This is a genomic window from Lentzea pudingi (genome assembly GCF_014646255.1).
Classification (GTDB): Bacteria; Actinomycetota; Actinomycetes; order Mycobacteriales; family Pseudonocardiaceae; genus Lentzea; species Lentzea pudingi.
In genome coordinates this window covers 188,421-211,069 of sequence record NZ_BMNC01000012.1, presented here as the reverse complement: position 1 = coordinate 211,069, position 22,649 = coordinate 188,421, and the positions used below count along the sequence as shown (strand labels likewise).

20 protein-coding genes and 1 riboswitch are annotated in these 22,649 nt (G+C 69.3%); of the genes, 15 read left to right on the top strand and 5 right to left on the bottom strand.

Annotated elements, in window-relative coordinates; genetic code table 11:
* Window position 1 precedes the first annotated feature (1 nt).
* A complete protein-coding gene (gene ileS / locus IEY88_RS32460; RefSeq protein WP_189158703.1) occupies window positions 2-3,106 on the top strand; it encodes an isoleucine--tRNA ligase in 3,105 nt (1,034 codons plus the stop codon).
* Between the two features lie 249 nt (window positions 3,107-3,355).
* Here ileS and IEY88_RS32455 read toward each other — a convergent pair whose 3' ends face one another.
* On the bottom strand, window positions 3,356-3,814 hold the full coding sequence (locus IEY88_RS32455) for an SRPBCC family protein (protein ID WP_189158702.1): 459 nt from the start codon (window positions 3,812-3,814) through the stop codon (window positions 3,356-3,358).
* A gap of 61 nt (window positions 3,815-3,875) precedes the next feature.
* On the opposite strand from IEY88_RS32455, the gene IEY88_RS32450 reads away from it, so the two are divergent.
* Window positions 3,876-4,409, top strand: a complete 534-nt coding sequence (locus IEY88_RS32450; protein ID WP_229693976.1) for a TetR/AcrR family transcriptional regulator — start codon at window positions 3,876-3,878, stop codon at window positions 4,407-4,409.
* Here the strand turns inward: IEY88_RS32450 and IEY88_RS32445 are convergent, their stop codons facing one another.
* Entirely contained in the window at window positions 4,410-5,342 is a 933-nt protein-coding gene (locus IEY88_RS32445) for a M28 family metallopeptidase (RefSeq protein ID WP_229693975.1), read from the bottom strand.
* Window positions 5,343-5,472: 130 nt separating this feature from the next.
* On the opposite strand from IEY88_RS32445, the gene IEY88_RS32440 reads away from it, so the two are divergent.
* From IEY88_RS32440 to IEY88_RS32420, 5 genes are all read left to right on the top strand, one after another.
* Entirely contained in the window at window positions 5,473-6,960 is a 1,488-nt protein-coding gene (locus IEY88_RS32440; RefSeq protein WP_189158700.1) for a potassium/proton antiporter, read from the top strand.
* Window positions 6,961-7,033: 73 nt separating this feature from the next.
* Window positions 7,034-7,148: riboswitch (SAM riboswitch) on the top strand.
* Between the two features lie 37 nt (window positions 7,149-7,185).
* Complete coding sequence (locus tag IEY88_RS32435) at window positions 7,186-8,517, top strand: aminotransferase class V-fold PLP-dependent enzyme (protein ID WP_189158699.1); 1,332 nt, start codon at window positions 7,186-7,188, stop codon at window positions 8,515-8,517.
* A 23-nt stretch (window positions 8,518-8,540) separates the two neighbouring features.
* Window positions 8,541-9,308 (top strand): signal peptidase II, encoded by a 768-nt coding sequence (lspA, locus tag IEY88_RS32430; RefSeq protein ID WP_229693974.1) that lies wholly within the window; start codon window positions 8,541-8,543, stop codon window positions 9,306-9,308.
* A 100-nt stretch (window positions 9,309-9,408) separates the two neighbouring features.
* Entirely contained in the window at window positions 9,409-10,293 is an 885-nt protein-coding gene (locus IEY88_RS32425; protein ID WP_189158730.1) for an RluA family pseudouridine synthase, read from the top strand.
* Window positions 10,294-10,366: 73 nt separating this feature from the next.
* A complete protein-coding gene (locus tag IEY88_RS32420; RefSeq protein WP_189158698.1) occupies window positions 10,367-10,957 on the top strand; it encodes an NAD(P)-dependent oxidoreductase in 591 nt (196 codons plus the stop codon).
* Here IEY88_RS32420 and IEY88_RS32415 read toward each other — a convergent pair.
* Window positions 10,946-11,842: a LysR family transcriptional regulator gene (locus IEY88_RS32415; protein ID WP_189158697.1), complete on the bottom strand. Its 897-nt coding sequence runs from the start codon at window positions 11,840-11,842 to the stop codon at window positions 10,946-10,948. The genes IEY88_RS32420 and IEY88_RS32415 overlap by 12 nt on opposite strands.
* 23 nt (window positions 11,843-11,865) lie before the next feature.
* Between IEY88_RS32415 and IEY88_RS32410 the strand changes: the two genes are divergently transcribed.
* Window positions 11,866-12,627, top strand: a complete 762-nt coding sequence (locus IEY88_RS32410; protein WP_229693973.1) for an inositol monophosphatase family protein — start codon at window positions 11,866-11,868, stop codon at window positions 12,625-12,627.
* Here the strand turns inward: IEY88_RS32410 and IEY88_RS32405 are convergent.
* Window positions 12,624-13,457, bottom strand: coding sequence for an Lrp/AsnC family transcriptional regulator (locus IEY88_RS32405; RefSeq protein ID WP_189158695.1), 834 nt, complete (start codon window positions 13,455-13,457; stop codon window positions 12,624-12,626). The two genes, IEY88_RS32410 and IEY88_RS32405, sit on opposite strands and share 4 nt — an antisense overlap.
* A 213-nt stretch (window positions 13,458-13,670) precedes the next feature.
* On the opposite strand from IEY88_RS32405, the gene dnaE reads away from it, so the two are divergent.
* The 3 genes from dnaE (at window position 13,671) to IEY88_RS32390 (ending at window position 19,780) form a co-directional block, all read left to right on the top strand.
* Complete coding sequence (dnaE, locus tag IEY88_RS32400; protein WP_189158729.1) at window positions 13,671-17,183, top strand: DNA polymerase III subunit alpha; 3,513 nt, start codon at window positions 13,671-13,673, stop codon at window positions 17,181-17,183.
* Between the two features lie 124 nt (window positions 17,184-17,307).
* Complete coding sequence (locus tag IEY88_RS32395; protein ID WP_229693972.1) at window positions 17,308-18,513, top strand: cytochrome P450 family protein; 1,206 nt, start codon at window positions 17,308-17,310, stop codon at window positions 18,511-18,513.
* A 64-nt stretch (window positions 18,514-18,577) separates the two neighbouring features.
* Window positions 18,578-19,780 carry an adenosylmethionine--8-amino-7-oxononanoate transaminase gene (locus IEY88_RS32390; protein WP_229693983.1) on the top strand — a complete coding sequence of 401 codons (1,203 nt, stop codon included), beginning with the start codon at window positions 18,578-18,580 and terminating at the stop codon, window positions 19,778-19,780.
* Here the strand turns inward: IEY88_RS32390 and IEY88_RS32385 are convergent.
* On the bottom strand, window positions 19,753-19,995 hold the full coding sequence (locus tag IEY88_RS32385; protein ID WP_189158693.1) for a glutaredoxin family protein: 243 nt from the start codon (window positions 19,993-19,995) through the stop codon (window positions 19,753-19,755). The genes IEY88_RS32390 and IEY88_RS32385 overlap by 28 nt on opposite strands.
* Before the next feature lie 36 nt (window positions 19,996-20,031).
* On the opposite strand from IEY88_RS32385, the gene bioD reads away from it, so the two are divergent.
* The 4 genes from bioD to IEY88_RS32365 all read left to right on the top strand — a co-directional run bounded on the left by bioD (window position 20,032) and on the right by IEY88_RS32365 (window position 22,642).
* Complete coding sequence (gene bioD, locus IEY88_RS32380; protein WP_189158692.1) at window positions 20,032-20,751, top strand: dethiobiotin synthase; 720 nt, start codon at window positions 20,032-20,034, stop codon at window positions 20,749-20,751.
* A 70-nt stretch (window positions 20,752-20,821) separates the two neighbouring features.
* Window positions 20,822-21,838 (top strand): biotin synthase BioB, encoded by a 1,017-nt coding sequence (bioB, locus tag IEY88_RS32375; protein WP_189158691.1) that lies wholly within the window; start codon window positions 20,822-20,824, stop codon window positions 21,836-21,838.
* Window positions 21,839-21,849: 11 nt separating this feature from the next.
* Window positions 21,850-22,035, top strand: coding sequence for a biotin synthase auxiliary protein BsaP (gene bsaP, locus IEY88_RS32370; RefSeq protein ID WP_189158690.1), 186 nt, complete (start codon window positions 21,850-21,852; stop codon window positions 22,033-22,035).
* 13 nt (window positions 22,036-22,048) lie between these two features.
* Window positions 22,049-22,642, top strand: a complete 594-nt coding sequence (locus tag IEY88_RS32365) for a DUF2567 domain-containing protein (RefSeq protein ID WP_189158689.1) — start codon at window positions 22,049-22,051, stop codon at window positions 22,640-22,642.
* The last annotated feature ends 7 nt before the right edge of the window (window positions 22,643-22,649 follow it).

The following is a 22,649-nucleotide window of genomic DNA, read 5'->3' as shown; positions in this document are numbered from 1 at the left end:
GATGGCCTACCCCAGGGCCGGACAGAACGAGGTCCCGGCGCAGCCGTCCTTTCCGAACCTCGAGCAGGACGTGCTCGGGTACTGGAAGGACGACGAGACCTTCCAGGCGAGCATCGAGCGCAACGCGGCCGGCGAGAACGGCGACAACGAGTTCGTCTTCTACGACGGCCCGCCGTTCGCGAACGGCCTGCCGCACTACGGGCACCTGCTGACCGGGTACGTCAAGGACGTCGTGCCGCGCTACCAGACGATGCGCGGCAAGCACGTCGAGCGCCGGTTCGGCTGGGACACGCACGGCATGCCCGCCGAGTACGAGGCGGAGAAGCAGCTCGGCATCACGCAGAAGCACGAGATCGACGAGCTCGGCATCGAGAAGTTCAACGAGGCGTGCCGCACGTCCGTGTTGCAGTACACGGACCAGTGGCGCGACTACGTGACGCGGCAGGCTCGCTGGGTCGACTTCGACAACGACTACAAGACGCTCGACCTCGACTACATGGAAAGTGTCATGTGGGCGTTCAAGGCCTTGTGGGACAAGGGCTTGATCTACGAGGGCTTCCGGGTGCTCTGGTACTGCTGGCGTTGCCAGACGCCGCTGTCCAACACCGAGACCAAGATGGACGACGCGTACCGGGACCGGCAGGACCCGGCCGTCACGGTGGCGCTGCGCCTCGAGTCCGGTGAAAAGGCCCTGGTCTGGACGACGACGCCGTGGACGTTGCCGAGCAACCTGGCCGCTGCCGTGCACCCGGACGTCGACTACGTGACGGTCGTGGGTTCGGACGGCGACAAGTACCTGCTGGCGGAGGCCCGGGTCGCGGCGTACGCGCGTGAACTGGGCGAGGAGCCCGAAGTCGTCGCCCGCCACAAGGGCTCGGACCTGGTCGGCAAGAAGTACCTGCCGCCGTTCGACTTCTTCGTGGGGCGCGAGAACGCGCACCAGGTGCTCACGGCCGACTACGTGACCACCGACGACGGCACGGGCATCGTCCACATCGCACCGGCGTTCGGTGAGGACGACAAGGTCGTGACGGACGCGGCGGGCATCGAGGTCGTCGTGCCGGTCGGGCCGGACGGCAAGTTCACCGCGGAAGTGGCGCCGTACCAGGGCGTGCACGTCTTCGAGGCGAACAAGCTGATCATCCGCGACCTCAAGGACGCGGGCCTGCTGCTGCGCCACGAGACCTACGACCACCCGTACCCGCACTGCTGGCGCTGCCAGAACCCGCTGATCCAGCGCGCTCTGTCGGCGTGGTTCGTCGCGGTCACGCAGTTCAAGGACCGGATGGTCGAGCTCAACCAGCAGATCAACTGGGTGCCGGGTCACATCAAGGACGGCCAGTTCGGCAAGTGGCTCGAGAACGCGCGCGACTGGAACATCTCGCGCAACCGGTACTGGGGCTCGCCGCTGCCCGTGTGGACCTCGGACAACCCCGAGTTCCCGCGCACGGACGTGTACGGGTCGCTGGACGAGCTGGAGCGCGACTTCGGCGTGCGCCCGGACAACCTGCACCGGCCGTTCATCGACGAGCTGACGCGGCCGAACCCGGACGACCCGAGCGGCAAGTCGGTCATGCGCCGGATCCCGGACGTGCTCGACTGCTGGTTCGAGTCGGGCTCGATGTCGTTCGCGCAGGTGCACTACCCGTTCGAGAACGCGGAGTGGTTCGAGAACCACTTCCCGGGCGACTTCATCGTCGAGTACAACGGCCAGACGCGCGGGTGGTTCTACACCATGCACGTGCTGGCGACGGCGTTGTTCGACCGGCCCGCGTTCCGCGACTGCATGGCGCACGGCATCGTCCTCGGTGACGACGGCCAGAAGATGTCCAAGTCGCTGAAGAACTACCCGGACGTCACCGAGGTCTTCGACCGCGACGGCTCGGACGCGATGCGCTGGTTCCTGATGGCGTCGCCGATCCTGCGCGGTGGTGACCTGGTGGTGACCGAGCGCGGCATCCGCGACGCGGTGCGCCAGGCGGTGCTGCCGCTGTGGAACTCCTGGTACTTCCTGGCGTTGTACTCCAACGCCGCCGGGAAGGAGGGCACGTGGCGCGTCGACTCGAAGAACGTGCTCGACCGGTACGCGCTGGCGAAGACGCACGACCTGGTGCGCGACGTCCAGGCGGCGATGGACGTCTACGACATCTCCGGTGCGTGCCAGCTGGTGCGCGAGTACCTGGAGGTGCTGACGAACTGGTACGTGCGGCGGTCGCGGCAGCGGTTCTGGGACGGCGAGCAGGACGCGATCGACACCCTGCACACCGTGCTGGAGGTCGTCACGCGCGTGACGGCCCCGTTGCTGCCGTACACGGCCGAGGTCGTGTGGCGCGGGCTGACCGGTGGCCGTTCGGTGCACCTGACGGACTTCCCGTCGGTGTCGGAACTGCCGGCGGACGACGCGCTGGTGGCGGCGATGGACGAGGTGCGCGACGTCTGCTCGACGGCGTTGTCGCTGCGCAAGGCGAACAAGCTGCGCGTGCGGCTCCCGTTGGCGCGCTTGACGGTGGCGTCGCCGGTGGCGGGTTCGCTGGAGGACTTCGCCGGGATCGTGCGCGACGAGGTCAACGTCAAGGAGGTGTCGCTGTCCACGGACGTCGACGCCTTCGGGCAGTTCCAGCTGGTCGTCAACGCGCGTGCGGCCGGCCCGCGGCTCGGGCCGAACGTGCAGAAGGTCATCAAGGCCGTCAAGGCCGGTGACTGGTCCGAGGAGAACGGCAGGATCGTCGCCGCCGGCGTCGAGCTGTTCGAGGGCGAGTACGAACAGCGTTTGGTGGCAACGGATCCCGCCGCCACGGCCGCGCTGCCCGGTGGCGCCGGTGTCGTCGTGCTCGACACGGTGGTGTCGCCGGAGCTGGAGGCCGAGGGTGTCGCGCGTGACCTGGTGCGCGTGGTGCAGCAGGCGCGCAAGGACGCCCAGCTCGACGTGTCGGACCGGATCACGCTGACGCTGGAGCTGCCGGACGCGGTGAAGGCCGCGGTGGAGCCGCACCTGGCGTTCGTGCGGTCGGAGACGCTGACGTCGTCGGTGGTGTTCGGTGAGGGCACCGCCGAGGGCACGGTCGGTGACGGTGCCAAGGTGAAGGTCGCGGTCGCGAAGGCCTGACCTGGCTGGCGAGGAGGGGCCGCTGTCTTCGGACGGCGGCCCCTCGTCGTGTCCGCCAGGGCTTGCGCCACAAGCGCACCAGCAGCACCGAGCAGCCCATCGCGACGTAGCAGGTGATCAGGTACGAGAACGCTGTGAGTGCGATGATCGCGGGCGAGTACAGGTCTGGTGGGAGGAACGGTGCGTCGTCCTTCGCGCCGTGCGGAACAGCTGTTACCGCTCTCCTCGATTGGCCAGAAACTGGTCACGTCACGTGCGTTGCGGCTGACGCTTCCTCGGCGTGAACAACTGCCGCACCAGCTTGACCCAGGGCGACCAGCGGGCCGGGGACTTCGGTTCCCGGCCCGCCGCGCGTTCGCACGCGTCGAACAGGTCCTCGAGGCACGCGTCGTGCAGCCACCGGATCGCCAGCGCCCACCGGACCCGGTCCGCGAGGCCGAAGTTCCCGATCAGCTCGTGCCGCAGGACGTCCCCCGACGCCGAGAGCGTGTGGCTGCCCGACATCGCGGTGAACTCGAAGGTGATCGACTCGCCGGGCACGAACTCCGTGCAGCGGTACCGGATCGGGCCGTGCCCGCCGTCCGCGCCGACACCCAGCGGGCGGTCGACCTCCTGCTTGCCCCACGCGGGTGGCCAGAGCTCCTGAACGCGGTCGACGAACGGGCCGGCGGGCACGCCGAGGTCGCGGGTGTGGACGTTCCTGATCATGAGAACCCCTTCCATACGCTGCCGTATGTTCCTGGAACGTACGGTAGCGTATGGAAGTGTGGTGCGGCGGAATCGTGACGACTGGACTGAGATGGCGCTGAGAGCGCTGGCCGAGGGCGGACTGCCGGCGGTCGCGATCGAGCCGCTGGCGGCGCGGGCCGGAGCCACGAAGGGCAGCGTCTACCACCACTTCCCGAACCGCGACGCGTTGTTGCGGGCGACGGTCGAGCGGTGGGAACGGGAGCACACCGAGAGGGTCATCGAGCTCGTCGAGTCCGAGCGGACTCCGCGGGACAAGCTGCGGACGTTGTTCGCCATGGTGCTCGACACCACCCGCAAGGGGTCGGTGGAGATGGCGTTGCAGGCGGCCGCGCAGAACGAGGTGATCGCGCCGGTGCTCCAGCGCGTCACGGAGAAGCGGATCGGGTACCTGACCGAACTGTTCGTGCGGCTCGGGTTCGGCGAGGCCCAGGCGAGGAAGCGCGCGTTGATCGCGTTCAGCCTCTACCTGGGCCAGGCCCAGATGTGGCTGAGCCTGCCCGGCCTCGTCGAACCGGTGCTCGACGAGGCCGTGCAGGTGCTCACGGCCAGATGATCAGGCCGCGGTCGCCCAGAGCGCGCTGGCGATCACGTCCGCGTTGCGGTCGAGCGCCGTCGCGTTGACGTTGGACGTGGTGTCGCAGGAGCGGTGGTAGCAGCGGTCGTAGGCCTGACCGGCCGTGCCGCCCCACTTCTGCGCCTGTGCCGAGGTCTTGATGCCCTCGGCACCGGTGAAGGTGCCGCCGACCGGGATGCCCGCGCGGGCGAACGCCGCGTGGTCGGAACGGCCGCCGACGCTGGTGAGCTCCGTCTGGACGTTCAGCGCGGTGAAGCCCGCCTGCAGACGCTGCTGCAGCGCCAGCGAACCGCTGGGCTGACCGGACGCGCTGTAGACGAAGTAGCCGGGGTTCGGCGAGCCCGTCATGTCGAAGTTCAGGTACGCCTTGATCCTCGACCTGTCGGTCGTGGACAGGGAGTTCACGTAGAACGTCGAGCCGCGCAGACCGAGTTCCTCGGCGCCCCACCAGCCGAACCGCACGTGCTTGGTCGGCTGGAAGTTCGTCGCCTTCATCTGCAGGGCGACCTCGAGCAGGGACGCGGAGCCCGTGCCGTTGTCGTTGATGCCGGGGCCCGACGTGACGCTGTCGAGGTGCCCGCCCAGCATGACGACGTTGTTCAGGTCGCCACCGGGGTAGTCCGCGATCAGGTTGTAGCCGGTGGCGCCGTTGTAGGTGAACGACTGGACGCGGGTGGTGAAGCCGGCCGCGTCGAGCCTGCCCTTCACCCAGTTGATCGAGGCCAGGTACCCCGGTCGTCCGTGTGCGCGGTTGCCGCCGTTGGCGTTGGCGATGGACTGGAACTGGTTGAGGTGGGCTTGTACGTTCGCGACGTTGATGTTCGGCGCCGCCAATGCAGCCGGTGCGGCTGCTTGCGCTGCTGTGGTTCCGGTCACCATCAAGGCGGCCGCCAGCGCGATCAGGATCCTCATGGTTCAACTCCGTGCAGGGTAGGGATTGAGCCACTGATCAACATGCTCCGTCGTGCATGAGCCCGGTAGGGGCGAACGGCTGGAGTTCCGGCCTCGTCTGATTCGTCGGAATCGGTGGTGATCAACCAGAATGGTCCAGGTGGGTGACGTGACGGCTGTTCTGGGCATCGGCGCGGCCGTGCTGCTGATCTCCGTGATCGCGGTGCGGGTGTCGACCCGACTCGGGCTGCCCTCACTCCTGCTCTACCTCGGGATCGGTGTGCTCCTGGGCGAGTCCGTCGTCGGCATCAGGTTCGACGACGCCGACCTGACGCAGTCGCTCGGCATCGCGGCGCTGGTGCTGATCCTGACCGAGGGTGGCATCACGACCCGCTGGAACGCGGTGAAGTCGTCGCTGTGGCTGGGCGTCGCACTGTCCACAGTGGCCGTTGTGGTGAGCGTCGCGGTGACGGGGACGGCGCTGCACTTCCTGCTCGGCCTCGACTGGCGGATGGCGTTGCTGTGGGGAGCGGTGCTGTCGTCCACCGACGCGGCCGCCGTCTTCAGCGTCCTGCGCTCGTTGGGCGTCGGCGCGCGGCTCACGGGCGCGCTCGAACTGGAGTCCGGTCTCAACGACGCGCCGGTGTACATCGCCGTGGTGCTGCTGGCTTCGTCGGACCATATCTCCTGGACCGCACCGCTGCTGGTGCTCTACGAACTGGGCGCGGGCGCGCTCATCGGCGTGGCACTGGGATTCCTGGGCGGGGCCGGGCTCAGACGCGCGGCGCTGCCCTCCACCGGTCTGTACCCGCTCGCCACGGTGGCGGTGTGCGTGCTGGCCTACACGGCAGGCGATCTCGCGCACGCCTCCGGATTCCTCGCCACGTACGTCGCCGCGCTGGTCCTCGGCAACGCCCGCCTGCCGCACCGCGCCGACACCCTCTCGTTCGCCGAAGGCCTCGGCTGGCTGGCCCAGATCGGGCTCTTCGTGCTGCTCGGTCTCTACGCCTCGCCGTCGAGGTTGCTCGACGTGCTGTTCCCCGCGCTGGTCGCGGGCGTGGTGCTGACGTTCGTGGCCCGGCCGCTGTCGGTGGTCCTGGCGTCCCTGCCGTTCAAGGTGCCGTGGCGGGAGCAGGCGTTCCTCTCGTGGTCGGGGCTGCGGGGCGCGGTGCCGATCGTGTTCGCGCTGATCCCGCTGATCCAGGGCGTCGAGGGTGCGCGTGAACTGGTCGACGTCGTGTTCGTGCTGGTCATCGTGCTGACGGTGGTGCAGGGCACGACGCTGCCGCTCCTTGCGAGGCGGCTCGGGCTGGTGAAGACGGGCGAGGCGGTGGAGGTCCAGGTCGACTCCTCGCCGCTCGACGAGCTCGGTGCCGAGCTGCTGCAGGTCCACATCCAGCGCGGGTCGAAGCTGCACGGCGTCTACATGTCCGAGCTGCGGCTGCCGACCGGCGCCACGGTCTCGCTCGTGGTGCGCTCGGAAAAGAGTTTCACGCCACAACCGGCGACCCGGTTGCAGACCGACGACCAGTTGCTCATCGTCACCACCGAGGAGGCGCGCGACGCCGCTGAGCGGCGCGTTCGTGCCGTCGACAGGGCCGGTCGCTACGCCAGGTGGAAGGGCGAGACCGGCGATTAGTCGGTCTGCGAGCCTTCTCACCATGTGAATCGGGTGTCGACGGGAGGATCACGCTCCGCTAACGTCGTCGGCAGGTCATGAGAGCCAGCGTCAAGCCCAAGCTTGCTGGCCGGCAACCCTCCAACCGCGGTGGGGTGCCCTTGGTGAGGACCTGGTCCGGCGCGTGGGGCGCCGGTCAAGCGCGGGCCTTCGCACAAAGGGGCCCCTGGCCTCGGAGGCACCTCGATGACGCTCGCGATCACCCCTGGAACCACCACCGCCGTTCCGGCCGTCGTCGGCGCCGACCTGCGCGTTCCCCTGGTCACCGGAGAGCGCGTGACCTACGCCAACCTCGACCACGCGGCCTCGGCGCCCTGTCTTCAGGAAGTGCGCGACGCCGTCGACGAGCTGCTGCCCTGGTACGCCAGCGTGCACCGCGGCGCCGGGTTCGCCTCGCAGGTCTCGACCCGCGTCTACGAGCAGGCCCGCGACCGCGTCCGCAGGTTCGTCGGGGCGCACGCCTCCGACGCCGTCGTCTTCACCCGCAACACCACCGACTCGCTGAACCTGCTGGCGCGCAGCGTTCCCAAGAACACCGCCGTCGTCCTGTTCGACAGCGAGCACCACGCCGCGCTGTTGCCGTGGCGTGGTCCGAACGTTCAGCGCGTTCCCGCTCCTTCTTCGTCCGGCGCTGCAATCGTCGCGCTGGACCGGGCCCTCGCCGCCGCCCCGGTCGGCCCTCGGCTCGTGATCGTCACCGGGGCGTCCAACGTCACGGGGGAGCTGTGGCCGGTCGCCGAGCTCGCGAAGGTCGCCCGCCGCCACGGCGCGCGCATCGCGCTCGACGCCGCGCAGCTCGCCCCGCACCGCCCGATCAACGCCCGTGAGCTGGGCGTCGACTACATCGTGTTCTCCGGCCACAAGATCTACGCGCCGTTCGGCGCGGGTGTGCTGGTCGGCCGCGCGGACTGGTTGCAGCAGGCCCAGCCGTACCTCGTCGGCGGCGGTGCGACGTCGAAGGTGACCGACCACGGCGACCGCCTCGGCGTGGCCTGGTCCGCGGTGCCCGAGCGGCACGAGGCCGGCAGCCCGAACGTCGTCGGCGTGCACGCGCTGGCCGCGGCCTGCGAGATCCTGTCGCGGCACTGGGAGCAGACCATCGCGCACGAGCAGGAGCTGCTGGCCCGCCTGCAGGAGGGGCTGCGCACCATCCCCGGCTTCCGCGAGCTCGCGATCCTGACCGACGCGGACAAGGTCGGTGTCGTGAGCTTCACGATCTCCGGCTTCGACGCGGGCTTCCTCGCGGCGGCGCTGTCCGCCGAGTACGGCATCGGCGTGCGCGACGGGGCGTTCTGCGCGCACGTGATCGTGGGACGCCTGGTCAAGCAGGTCGGATCGCACGAGGAACGGGCCGTGCGCGCGTCCATCGGCCTTGGCACGACGGCCGAGCACGTGGACCGTCTGGTCGCGGCCCTGCGCGCTCTGGTCACGGAAGGTCCGAAGTGGACCTACGAGCAGCGCGACGGCCGCTGGGTCCCGCAGGACGACAACCGAACCCTGCCGCCGTTCCTCGCGTAGTCCCTGTAGTGGAGACTGACCTGGTGAGCGACGAGGCCGAGGCCCCGGAGAAGGCCGCTGCGAAGACCTCGAGGGAGGTCGCTGACAAACCTGCGGAAACGCAGGTCAGCGAGCCTGAGACGGTCGCGACCCCGGTGCTGTCGGGTGAGGTTCCCGAGCCGGAGATGGCGACGCCGGAGGAGAAGTCCGCCGACGCGCCGGTCGAGGCCGGGGACGCCGAGGAGGAGTTCTCGATCACCGGCTCGCTGCCGGAGCCGAAGACGACGATCCTCGCGGTGCTGGCCGCCGGCGTGCTGGTCCTCGACGTGCTCACCAAGGTCGTGTCCGTGGCGTTCCTGGAGGGCGCCGACCCGGTCAAGCTATTCGGTGGCGTGCTCTACCTGACGTTCGTCCGCAACCCCGGCGCCGCGTTCGGCCTGGCCGAGAGCATGACGTGGATCCTCGCGCTGATCGCGTTCGGCGTCGCCGGGTTCATCCTCTGGATCTCGCGCAACCTCCGCTCGCAGGGCTGGGCCGTCGGCCTCGGCCTGGTGCTGGGCGGTGCCGTCGGCAACCTGGCCGACCGGCTGTTCCGCGAGCCGGGCCCGATGCGCGGCCACGTGGTCGACTTCCTGTCGCTGTTCGACCCGTACGGCCAGGTGTGGCCGGTGTTCAACGTGGCGGACATGGCGATCGTCGGCGGGGGCGTGACGATCATCGTCCTGGCGCTCCTGCAGCACGACTACGACGGGACCGTCGTGAAGAAGGCCGAGCCCGTCGTGGAGTCCGGCGGTCTGCAGGAGTCGAAGTAGCTGCTCCTGGTAGTTTCAGCAGGTTCTGCAAGAAGAAGAAGGTCGAGGCCCCCGCGTGAGCGGTTACCGAACGCTGCCGATTCCCGACGGTCTGGACGGCATGCGCGTCGACGCCGGCCTCGCGAAGCTGCTCGGCTTGTCCCGCACCGTCGTCGCGTCCATCGCCGACGCCGACGAGGTGCTGGTGAACGGCCGGGTCGTCGGCAAGTCCGACCGGCTCACCGCCGGGTCGATGCTCGAGATCACGCTGCCGGCGCCGCCGCAGCCGATCACCGTCCAGGCGATCCCCGTCGAGGGCCTGGTCATCATCCACGAGGACGACGACATCATCGTCGTCGACAAGCCCGTCGGTGTCGCCGTGCACCCGTCACCGGGCTGGACCGGGCCGACCGTCGTCGGTGGCCTCGCCGCCGCCGGCCACCGCGTCGCCACGTCCGGGGCCGCCGAGCGCCAGGGCGTCGTGCACCGGCTCGACGTCGGCACGACCGGCGTGATGGTGGTCGCGAAGTCCGAGTCCGCGTACTCCGCTTTGAAGCACGCCTTCAAAGAGCGGACCGTCGACAAGGTCTACCACTCGATCGTGCAGGGCCACCCGGACCCGATCAAGGGCACCATCGACGCCCCGATCGACCGCCACCCCAAGCACGACTACAAGTTCGCCGTGATGCAGGACGGCAAGCCGTCCATCACGCACTACGAGGTCATCGAGGCGTTCCGCGCGGCGTCCTTCGTCGAGGTGCACCTGGAGACCGGGCGCACGCACCAGATCCGTGTGCACTTCTCGGCGCTGCACCACCCGTGCGTGGGCGACCTGACGTACGGCGCCGACCCGACGCTGGCCAAGCGGCTCGGCGTCACGCGGCAGTGGCTGCACGCGCGTCAGCTCGGTTTCCACCACCCGGCGGACGGCCAGTGGGTGTCCTACACCTCGGAGTACCCGGCTGACCTGGCCGCTTCGCTGGAGAAGCTGCGCGAAGAAGGCTGATTGCGTTCGGGTAAATCGCCGGTTAGCCAGGTTGCACTTGATGTTAACCGGCGTGCTCAATAGCGTTCTCGGCATGCACCTCACCATTCTCGCGGCCTCGGGTCGCACCGGTCTCGCCCTCACCCGCCAGGCGTTGGAGCGCGGCCACACCGTCACCGCGATCGCCCGCGACCCCCGGCGGATCGCGCTGGAACACCCGCTGCTGAGCAAGGTCGCGGGCGACGTGAGCGGTCCGTTGGAGATCGACGCCGACTCGGTCGTCCTGTCCGGTCTCGGCACCGACCGTCCGGGCGTGCTGCTCGACGGCGCCCAGGCCGTCGTCGCCGCCGGACCGCGCCGGATCATCTGGCTCGGCGCGTACGGGACGGGCGCGTCGGCCGAGGCGGCGGGGGAGGGCGCTCAGGTGCTCTGGAAGTTCTTCGGCGACCGGATCCCGGACAAGGTCGCGGCCGACGACGCCGTCCTCGCCGCCGGGGGCACGGTCTTCCACGCCGGGGTGCTCACCGACGAGCCGTTCGAGCCCGGTCGCACGGTCGGCCTGGACGCCGCGCCGCCGTTCGACCTCGGGGCGAAGGTGAGCCGCGAGACCGTGGCCGCCGCGATGCTCGACGAGGCCGAGAACCCCCGCTTCCCCGGTGCCGTCGCGTTGCCGCTAGCCGCCTAGGACTTGCCGCACGGTCGTCCGCACCTGGTCGCGCAGCCAGGCGTGGGCGAGGTCGGAGTCGTAGCGCTGGTGCCAGTTGCAGTTGATCGGCGCCTCCGGCGACTCGGCCGGCAACGGCAGGGTGACCAGCCCGAACGCCTCGATCAACGGCCGGCACAGCACCGTCGTGGTGGTGACCAGGGCGTCGCTCGCGGCCGCGATCTGCACCGCCGAGTGCACGGTCGCCACGGTCGCGATCACCCTGCGCCGCAAGCCTTCCGCGGCCAGGAGCTCGTCGATCGGGGCACTCAACCGCCCGCGCCGTGAGACCAGCACGTGCGGATAGGTCGCATAGGCCCGCAGGTCGAGTTCGGTGCACGGGTGGCCGGACCGCATGACCACGGCCAGCGGGTCGGTGCCGAGAGTCTCCGAACGGAACTCGGGCAGTTCGGGCGTGCCGCCGCCGAGTTCCAGGTCGACCCGTCCGTGCCGCAGGTCGTCGGTGTCGGCGGAGTGCTCGGCGAGCACCCGCAGGCGCACCCCGGGAGCCTGCTCCGCGATCCGTCCGATCAACGCCGGCACCACCGACGAGGCCAGGGCGTCGTGGCACTGGACCGTGAACGTGCGGTCCAGCTCGGCCAGGTCCAGCTCACGGCTCGGCGCCAGCACGGCGTTCGCCTGGCGCACCAGCCGGTGCACCTCCTCGGCGATCCCGAGCGCGTACGGCGTGGGCGTCATCGTGTGGCCGGTCCGCACGAGGATGTCGTCGCCGGTCACCTTCCTGATGCGCCCGAGCGTCCGGCTGACCGCGGGCGACGACAGGTGCAGCCGTTCCGCGGCCCCCATCACGCTGCCCTCCTCGAGGAGGGCGTCCAGCACGGTCAACAGGTTCAGATCCGCTTGCATGACAGTCAATCTTGGAGGAAGCCGTGCTCGCCCCCACCACCGCCGCCGTCCGCCGCGCCGGAGCCCGCCTGCTGAAGCGCTTCTCGACGGAGTCCCGCACCTCTGACCTAGCCGGACTCGTCGCGGCCATCCAGGCCAACGACGCCGCCGTGGCCGACCTGCTCAGGCCCGAGCTGGAGGCGATCCGCCCGGAGGCGCGGTGGCTCGACGACGAACACGGCTCCGGTCCGCTCGACTCCGGCGAGTGGTGGCTCGTCGACCCGGTCGGCGGCAACATGAACGCGGTCCAGGGCATGACCGACTGGAACATCGGCGTGAGCCTCGTCCGCGACGGCCGCCCGGTGCTCGCGGTCGTGTACTTCCCGCTGTTCGACGAGATGTTCACCGCGGTCGAGGGCGAGGGCGCGTTCCTCAACGGCGTGCGGTTGAGGGTGTCGGACAAGACCTCGCTCGACGGCGCGCTGGCCGGCACGGGCCAGGCCCAGCCGGGCCAGGGACCGGAGATGGCCGACCGGGTCGGCGCCTCCTACAGCGCGATGGCGAAGCACGCCCTCTACGTGCGGATCTCCGTGCCGGTCACGCACCAGCTCGCCCAGGTCGCGGCCGGACGGATGGACGTGCACTGGCAGCACGACAACGTGCGCGCGCACGCGTCAGGTGTGTTGCTCGTGCAGGAGGCAGGAGGTGTCGTCACCGATCTCGACGGCAAGCCGTGGGAGCTGACGAGCCGTGAGTACCTGGCGGCGGCGCCCGGAGTGCACGCGGCGGCGCTGGCGGTGCTCTAGTCCTCGACGGTCCAGACCAGGGTGTTCTGGTCGACCTCGGGACGCACGCTCCAGCGGACCTGGATGACCTGGGTCTCCTCCGGCAGCACGAACACGCTGTGCCCGCCCGCCGTCTCGCCCGGCTGCACGCCGAGCTTGTGCGCGGGCCGCGAGGACAGCGACACGGGCGCCTTCGTCACGGTCTCGCCGGTCTTCGTCACCAGAACCAGGTACATGTCCGGCAGCGAGGTGTACGGCACCTGCGAGGCGTTCGTCACCTCGGTGTGCACGACCACGGCCCGTTCGCCCTCGGCGAGCTTGTAGCCGGCCGCGGTGAACAGGAAGTCCGCCGGGTCGACGACCTCGACGAGCTGGATCGTGAGGCGCGCACCCTCGAGGCTGTCCGCCTCCAGGGCCGTGCCGATCTTGCCGGTGCGCGAGACGACGGCCCTGGGCTGCGGCTGGTCCGCCCGCACCCAGCCCGCGGACTGGGGCGGACCCCAGGTCTGCTGCGGCTGCTGGGCGGGGAACGGCTGGCTGATCGGGGCCTGGGGCGCGTACTGCTGCTGGACCGGGTGGGGGCCGCTCTGGTGCACCGCGTACGGGCCGGACGGCGGGCCGCCCATGTAGTTTCCGTAGGCGGCGGCGTTCGCCAGGGCCCTGCGCAGGCCGTTCGGGTCGCACTCCACCCCGACGAGCAACGGCAGGCCGCTGCCGGAGAGGGTGATCAGGCGCATGGCGGCCTCGCGGGGATCCATGCCCAGGCGTTGCGCGATCTCGTGCACGGCGGCGCGACCCGACTCGGCGAGGACGGCGAGCAGGCGGGCGTCTACGGGATCGGGGGGCACCACGAAACGAACGCTACCCGGCGGTCGTGATCACCGTGTCACCGCGTACCGGATCGAGATCACGGCGACAAACCACCGAGCCTCCGTGAGGTGATCTTCGAGGCGGGATAGGGTTGGCGGATCCGGAATTCGCGTCCTTCCCACGCGTCCGTTCGATCTCCTGGAGGCACCGTGGCGGACTCGTTTGTGCACCTGCACGTGCACACCGAGTACTCGATGCTCGACGGCGCGGCCAAGGTGGCCCCGCTGTTCGAGGAAGCCGAGCGGCTCGGCATGACGGCTGTCGGCATGAGCGACCACGGCAACATGTACGGGTCCGACGAGTTCTACCAAACGGCGATGAAGACCGGCATCAAGCCGATCATCGGCATCGAGGCCTACCTCGCCCCGCACAACCGCCTGCACAAGAAGCCGGTCGCCTGGGGCGACCCGAGCCAGCGCAGCGACGACATCTCCGGTGCCGGCGCCTACACCCACATGACGATGTGGGCGCGCAACGCGGACGGGCTGCGCAACCTCTTCCGGCTGCACACCGAGGCCAGCAAGACGGGCTACTACTACAAGCCCCGCATGGACCGCGAGCTCGTCTCGCAGCACGCCGACGGCATCATCGCGACGACCGGCTGCCCGTCCGGTGAGGTGCAGACCCGGCTGCGCCTCGGCCAGGTGCCCGAGGCGCTCCAGGCCGCAGCCGACTACCAGGACATCTTCGGCAAGGAGAACTTCTTCCTGGAGCTGATGGACCACGGCCTCGACATCGAGCGCCGGGTCCGCGACGGCCTGCTGGAGATCAGCAAGAAGCTCGGCATCCCGCCGCTCGCGACGAACGACAGCCACTACGTCACCAAGGACCAGGCGGACACGCACTCCGCGTTGCTCTGCGTGCAGTCCGGCAAGATGCTGACCGACCCGAACCGGTTCAAGTTCGACGGCGACGGCTACTACCTGAAGTCGTCCGAGGAGATGCGGCAGATCTGGAAGGACCTGCCGGAGGCGTGCGACAACACGCTGCTGGTCGCGTCGATGGTCGAGTCCTACGCGGACATCTGGTCCGTCAAGGACCGCATCCCGAACTTCGAGGTCCCCGAGGGCGAGGACCAGGCGTCCTGGTTCCGCAAGGAGATCCGGCGCGGGCTCGAGTGGCGGTTCCGGGGCCAGGAGGTCCCGGAGGAGTACGTCAAGCGCTGCGACTTCGAGGCCCAGGTCATCATCGACAAGGGCTTCCCGGCGTACTTCCTGATCGTCGCCGACCTGATCAACTACGCGCGCAGCGTGGGCATCCGCGTCGGTCCCGGCCGTGGTTCGGCCGCGGGCGCCGCCGTGTCGTGGGCGATGGGCATCACGAACATCGACCCGATCCCGCACGGCCTGCTGTTCGAGCGGTTCCTGAACCCCGAGCGCACCGCCATGCCCGACATCGACATCGACTTCGACGACCGCCGCCGCGGCGAGATGATCCGCTACGCCAGCGAGAAGTACGGCGCCGACAAGGTCGCCCAGGTGATCACGTTCGGCACGATCAAAACCAAGGCCGCGCTGAAGGACTCGGCGCGCGTCCACCACGGTCAGCCGGGCTTCGCGATCGCCGACAAGATCTCGAAGGCGCTGCCGCCGCCGATCATGGCGAAGGACATCCCGCTCAACGGCATCGTCAACAAGAGCCACCCGCGCTACGGCGAGGCCGCCGAGGTCCGGTCGCTGCTCGAGACCGACTCGCAGGTGAAGGAGATCTTCGACACCGCGCTCGGCCTCGAGGGCCTGATCCGCAACGCCGGTGTGCACGCCTGCGCGGTGATCATGTCGAAGGACCCGCTCACCGAGTCCATCCCGCTCTGGTACCGCGACGACGGCTCGTTCATCACCGGCTGGGACTACCCGTCGTGCGAGAACATCGGCCTGCTGAAGATGGACTTCCTCGGGCTGCGCAACCTCACGGTCATGGGCGACGCCATCGAGAACATCGAGGCGAACCGCGGCAAGGACGCGGTCCCGGACTTCGACACGCTCCCGATGGACGACCCGGAGACCTACGCGCTGCTCGGCCGCGGCGACACGCTCGGCGTGTTCCAGCTGGACGGCGGGCCGATGCGCGACCTGCTGCGCCGCATGCAGCCGACGACGTTCGAGGACATCGTCGCGGTCGGCGCGCTGTACCGCCCCGGTCCGATGGGTGTGAACGCGCACAACGACTACGCGGACCGCAAGAACGGCCGCCAGGAAGTCAAGCCGATCCACCCGCAGCTCGAGGAACCGCTCAAGGTGATCCTCGGCGAGACGCACGGTCTGATCGTCTACCAAGAGCAGATCATGTTCATCGCCCAGGAGGTCGCGGGCTACTCGATGGGCCGCGCGGACGTGCTCCGCAAGGCCATGGGCAAGAAGAAGGCCGAGGTCCTGGCCAAGGAGTTCGAGGGCTTCCAGGAGGGCATGCGCAACGACCCGCGCGGCTTCTCCGACGAGGCGATCAAGGCGCTGTGGGACACGATCCTCCCGTTCGCCGGCTACGCGTTCAACAAGTCGCACGCCGCCGCGTACGGCCTGATCTCGTACTGGACGGCGTACCTCAAGGCGAACTTCCGCGCCGAGTACATGGCCGCCCTGCTCACGTCGGTCGGTGACAACAAGGACAAGTCCGCGGTCTACCTGGCGGAGTGCCGCCGCCTGGGCATCAAGGTCCTCCCGCCGGACGTCAACGAGTCGGCGCTGCGCTTCGGTGCGGTCGGCACGGACATCCGCTTCGGCATGGGCGCGATCCGCAACGTCGGCGCGAACGTCGTCGAGTCGATCATCAAGTCCCGCAAGGAGAAGGGCGCCTACACGTCCTTCACGGACTTCATGGACAAGTCCGAACTCGTGGCCTGCAACAAGCGCGTGATCGAGTCGCTGATCAAGGCCGGCGCGTTCGACTCGTTCGGGCACCCGAGGCTGTCGCTGATCCAGGTGCACGAGGACGCGGTCGACGCCGTCGTCCCGATCAAGCGCAAGGAGGCCGAAGGCCAGTTCGACCTGTTCGGCGGCGACAGCGCAGACGACCAGGACGACAGCACGTCCCCGTTGGCGCACCTCAAGTTCGGCACCGACGAGTACCCGCGCAAGCAGATGCTCAGCCTGGAGAAGGAGATGCTGGGGCTGTACGTCTCCTCGCACCCCCTCGACGGCGCCGAGCGCATCCTGCGCAAGTTCGCACCGAGGCCGATCGCGGTCGTGCTCGACGACCCGCCCAAGGAGGGCGAGCTGATCGTCTCGGGCATGATCTCCTCGATCGAGCGCCGGGTGAACAAGAACGGCCTGCCGTGGGCGATCACGGTGATCGAGGACCTGGACGCGTCCATCGAGGTCCTGTTCTTCCCGAAGTCCTACGAGGTGCTGCGCGACGACCTGGAGCTCGACTCCGCCGTGTGCGTGAAGGGCCGGGTGAACTGGCGCGAGGACAAGATGGCGATCTTCGGTGACGGAGTCGTCCCGCTCGACATCAGCGACGCGGAGGCGAACCCCGGCGCGGACCCGCCCCTCGTCCTCGGGCTGCAGACCAAGACGCTGACCCCCGAGCTGATCGAGGAGCTCAAGATCGTGTTCAAGTCGCACGAGGGTCAGGTCGCCGTGCACCTGGAGGTGCAGAAGCGCGACAAGTCGAAGGAGATGCTGGTGGTGGACAACTTCCGGGTCAGCACGACGCCGTCGCTCTTCGGTGACCTCAAGACCATCCGCGGCATCACGATCCACCGCTAGAGAACGGCCGGATTCGAGTTCGATGTCGGCTATCGGCCCCATGACCAATTCCGCGTTCTCCGGCGATCGAAGATCGCCGGAGAAATAGTGGCGAGGGTTGAGTAAACGGGGTTAACTGGGTGAGGTGACGACACTCACCCGGTTGCCCGCCGACTACGTCCAGAACCCGCACGAGGCGCACGACCTGTTGCGCGCCGAGGGTCCGGTGCGGGAGGTGATCCTGCCGCACGGTCTCAAAGCCTGGCTCGTCACCCGCTACGACGAGGCGAAGATCGCTCTCACCGATCCCAGGATCAGCAAGAACATCCAGAACGGTGGCCACCTGATGGCCAAGCACGCCACCGAGACGCACGTGCGCCGCGAGGTCGAGCCCACGCTCGCCGTCCACATGCTCAACATGGACCCGCCCCACCACACGCGCCTGCGCAAGCTCGTGACCAAGGCGTTCACCGCCCGCCGCATCGAGCTGATGCGCCCGCGCGTGGAGGAGATCTCGGCCGGGCTGATCGCGAAGCTGAACGACGGCGACGAGGTCGACCTGCTGGAGGTGTTCGCGTTCCCACTGCCGATCACGGTGATCTGCGAGCTGCTCGGGATCCCGATCGACAACCGCGACGACTTCCGCGAGTGGTCCAACCAGCTGCTGTCGTTCGGCACGCCCGAGCAGGTCCAGGCCGCCGCGGGCGCGATGGCCGGTTTCCTGTACCAGCACGTCACGGCCATCGCCGAGGCCGAGCCGAACGACACGTTCTTCTCCGCCCTCGTGCACGCCGACGACTCCGGCGACCGGCTGAACACCGAAGAGCTGATCTCGATGGCGTTCCTGCTGCTCGTGGCGGGCCACGAGACGACGGTGAACCTCATCGGCAACGCGGTGCTGGCGTTGCTCAAGAACCCGGAACAGCTGCGGATCCTCAAGGACCGCCCGGAGCTGATCCCGGCGAGCACCGAGGAGTTCCTGCGGCTGGAGGGGCCGGTCAACGTCGCGACCTTCCGCTACACCACGGAACCCGTCGAACTCGGCGGCGTCACCGTGCCCGCGGACGAGATCCTCATGGTGTCGCTGATCGCCGCCAACCGCGACCCGCAGCGCTACGAGAACGCCGACCAGCTCGACGTGACGCGGTCCGCGCAGGGCCACGTGGCGTTCGGCCACGGCATCCACTTCTGCCTCGGCGCGCCGCTGGCCCGCCTGGAGTTCGACGTGGCGCTCACGCAGCTGCTGGCCCGGTTCCCGAACCTGACGCTCGCCGCCGAGCCGGAGACGCTGGGGTGGCGCGACAGCACGCTGATCCGCGGCCTGCACACCCTCCCGGTGCGCCTCGCCTAACCTCAGCCGGGTGGACGACCTGCTGAAGCTCGACCAGGCGCACGTCTGGCACCCGTACGGCCCCATGCCGGGCACCCAGGAACCGTTGCTCGTCTCCGAGGCCTCGGGTGTCCGGCTGAAGCTCGCGGACGGCCGTGAGCTGGTCGACGGCATGTCGTCGTGGTGGGCGGCCATCCACGGCTACCGCCACCCCGTGCTGGACGCGGCCGTCACCGGCCAGCTCGGCCGGATGAGCCACGTGATGTTCGGCGGGCTCACGCACGAGCCCGCCATCCGGCTCGCGACGAAGCTCGTCGAGATCACGCCCGCGGACCTGCAGCACGTGTTCCTGTGCGACTCCGGCTCGGTGTCGGTCGAGGTCGCGGTGAAGATGTGCCTGCAGTACTGGCGTTCGCGGAACCGGCCGGAGAAGCACCGCCTGCTGACGTGGCGCGGCGGCTACCACGGCGACACGTTCAACCCGATGTCCGTGTGCGATCCCGAGGGCGGGATGCACTCGCTGTGGCGTGGAATCCTGCCTCAGCAGGTGTTCGCGGACGCGCCACCGGCCGAGATGGACACCGCGTACGTCCAGCACCTGTCCGACCTGATCGAGGAGCACGCGGACGAGCTGGCCGCGATCATCGTCGAGCCGGTCGTGCAGGGCGCCGGGGGCATGCGCTTCCACGACCCGCGCTACCTGCACGTGCTGCGCGAACTGGCCTATACGCACGACGTGCTGCTGGTGTTCGACGAGATCGCCACGGGCTTCGGGCGCACGGGCGAGCTGTTCGGTGCTGATCACGCGAACGTCAGCCCGGACGTCATGTGCCTCGGCAAGTCGCTGACCGGCGGGTACATGACGATGGCCGCCACCCTGTGCACGTCCCGGGTCGCGGACGGGATCAGCAGGGGCGAGGTGCCGGTGCTCGCGCACGGGCCGACGTTCATGGGCAACCCGCTGGCGGCCGCGGTGTCGCTGGCGTCGATCGACCTGCTGCTGTCGCAGGACTGGAAGCGCGAGGTCGCCCGCATCGAGACGGGCTTGAAGAACGGACTCGCGCCAGCACGCGCGTTGCCCGGAGTGCGGGACGTGCGCGTGCTGGGCGCCATCGGTGTCGTGCAGCTGCATGAGCCCGTGGACATGGCACGAGCTACTCGCGCAGCCGTGGACGCCGGTGTGTGGCTGCGGCCGTTCCGCGACCTGATCTACACGATGCCGCCGTTCGTCAGCACGGACGACGACATCGCGGCGATCTGTCAGGGCGTGATCGCGGCCGCGAGCTGAGTGTCGGTCGGTTCGACCAGGAAGTCGCCGTTCGGGAGCACGACCACGGGGATGTTCTTGCGGCCGGCGATCTCGACCGCCCTGTCCCGCGCCTCGTCGTCGTGCTCGACGTCGACGTAGGTGAACGGCACGTTGTTGCGGGTCAGCCACGACTTCGCCCGGCGGCAGTCGCCACACCACTCGGCGCCGTACATCACGATCGGTTGTTCACCCATGCTGTCACCGTAGGTGACGTCCTAAGGTGAGTTCCCGTGAGCGTGCTGGTGATCACCGGAACCGGGACCGAGGTCGGCAAGACCGCCGTGACCGCGGGCATCGCGGCGTTGGCAAGGGCGGAAGGCAGACGGGTCGCGGTGCTGAAGCCCGCGCAGACCGGCCTGCTGCCCGGCGAGCCCGGCGACGTGGCGGAGGTGGCGCGGCTGGCGGGCGACGTGACGACCCGTGAGCTGGCCAGATACCCCGACCCGCTGGCGCCCGCGACGGCGGCGCGCAGGGCGGGAATGGCCACCGTGCACCCCAAGGACGTCGCCGCCGAGGTCACCGCCCTCGACGAGACCCACGACCTGGTGCTGGTCGAGGGCGCGGGCGGCCTGCTCGTCCGGTTCGACGAGGCCGGTTCCACGCTGGCCGACATCGCCTGGGCGGTGAACGCGCCGGTCCTGATCGTGGCCCAGGCCGGGCTCGGCACGTTGAACACGACCGCACTGACCGCAGAGGCGTTGCAGCGTCGCGGGCTCGAGTCGATCGGTGTCGTCGTCGGCAGCTGGCCGTCGCACCCGGACCTGGCGTCCCTGACCAACCTCGCGGACCTGCCGGAGGCGGCGGGTGCCCCGTTGCTCGGCGCGCTGCCCCAAGGTGTGACGAAGCTCGGTCCGGTGGACTTCCTCGGGGTCGCCAAGAGATCGTTTTCACCCTGGTTCGGGGGTGCGTTCGACCCGGACACGTTCGCGGCTCAGTTCGCGGTCCAGTGACCTACATCGCTCCACGATGAAGGATTCAGTGAGGCACACTGGCTCGCCAGGCCACCGAGGAGGAGAGACCGTGACCGCAGCGCCGGAACAGATCGACGTGCTCGACGAAGCTCGTGAGCAGGTGCTCGAACGAGGCGTCGGGCTCACCGAGGCTCAGGTGCTGAAGGTGCTGGAGCTCCCCGAGGAGCGCATCCCGGACCTGCTGGCGCTCGCGCACGAGGTCCGCGAGCGCTGGTGCGGCCCCGAGGTCGAGGTCGAGGGCATCGTCTCGCTCAAGACCGGCGGCTGCCCCGAGGACTGCCACTTCTGCTCGCAGTCGGGCCAGTTCCCGTCGCCGGTGCGGTCGGCGTGGCTCGACATCCCCGGCCTGGTGCGCGCGGCGCGGCAGACCCGCGACACCGGCGCGACCGAGTTCTGCATCGTCGCGGCCGTGCGCGGCCCGGACAAGCGGCTGCTCTCGCAGGTGCGCGACGGCATCAAGGCCATCCGCGCCGACGGCAACGACATCCAGATCGCCTGCTCGCTCGGCATGCTCACGCAGGAGCAGGTCGACGAGCTCGTGGCGATGGGCGTGCACCGCTACAACCACAACCTCGAAACGGCCCGCTCGCACTTCCCGGAGGTCGTCACCACGCACTCCTGGGAGGAGCGCTGGGACACGCTGCGGATGATCCGCGACGCCGGCATGGAGGTCTGCTGCGGCGGCATCATCGGCATGGGGGAGACGCTGGCGCAGCGCGCGGAGTTCGCCGTGCAGCTCGCGGAGCTGGAGCCCGACGAGGTGCCGTTGAACTTCCTCATCCCGAACCCCGGCACGCCGTACGAGAACTACCCGGTCGTCGAGGGCGCCGAGGCGCTGCGCACGGTCGGTGCGTTCCGGCTCGCGCTGCCGCGCACGATCCTGCGCTTCGCGGGCGGCCGTGAGCTGACGTTCGGCGACCTGGGCGCGAAGCAGGGCATGCTCGGCGGCATCAACGCGATCATCGTCGGCAACTACCTGACGAACCTCGGCCGCCCGGCGCAGCAGGACCTCGACATGCTCGAAGAGCTGTCGATGCCCATCAAGGCGCTGAGCCAGACCCTGTAATGATCACCACCATGTACTGCTCCTTCTGCGGCAAAGAGGAAGCTGGCGGCGACCACGAGTTCTGCCGTCAGCGCCTGTCGATGATCGACCCGCCGCGGTACTGCGCGGAGTGCGCGCGCCGCATGGTCGTCCAGGTGACCCCGGACGGCTGGACGGCGCGCTGCAGCCGCCATGGAGAGACCGCGTCGGCTCGGTAGTAACCTCTCGCGAATGGACGAGGAAGCAGCGCCGGTGCGCGTCGAACCCGTGCCGGAGCCGCCGTACGTCTACCACTACTACCCCCGGCCCCGGCCGAAGGTGGTGGTGAAGCGGGACCTGCTGCCGAGCCTCGTGGTGGCGCTGACGACGTTCGCGTTCGGGCTGCCCGCCGCGTACCTGTGGTCGTGGCTCGCGCCGGCCCAGCTCAAGATCGTCTCGGCGCAGGACAGCAAGTTCTACCCGATCGGTGTCGAGAGCTACCACCGGCTCGACGCGCTGATGGTGTTCGTGCTGATCGGTCTCGGCGCCGGTGTGATCACCGGGATCGCGACGTGGCTGCTGCGGCAGCGGCGCGGGCCGGTCGTGATGCTGGGGATGACCGCGGGCTCGTTCGCGGCGGGGTGGTTCGCGCAGTTCCTCGGCGGAACGCTGGCCGCGGGCGCCTACCCGATGCCGTCGACGATCAAGGCGAACGACACGTTGCTCGTCGCGCCCGCCCTGGAGACGTGGTGGGGAATCATGGCGTGGCCGCTGGGCGCCGCGCTGGCGTACGGCTGCTGCGCGGCGTGGAACGGTCTGGACGACCTGGGACGACGCCTCGGCTGAGTGCTCG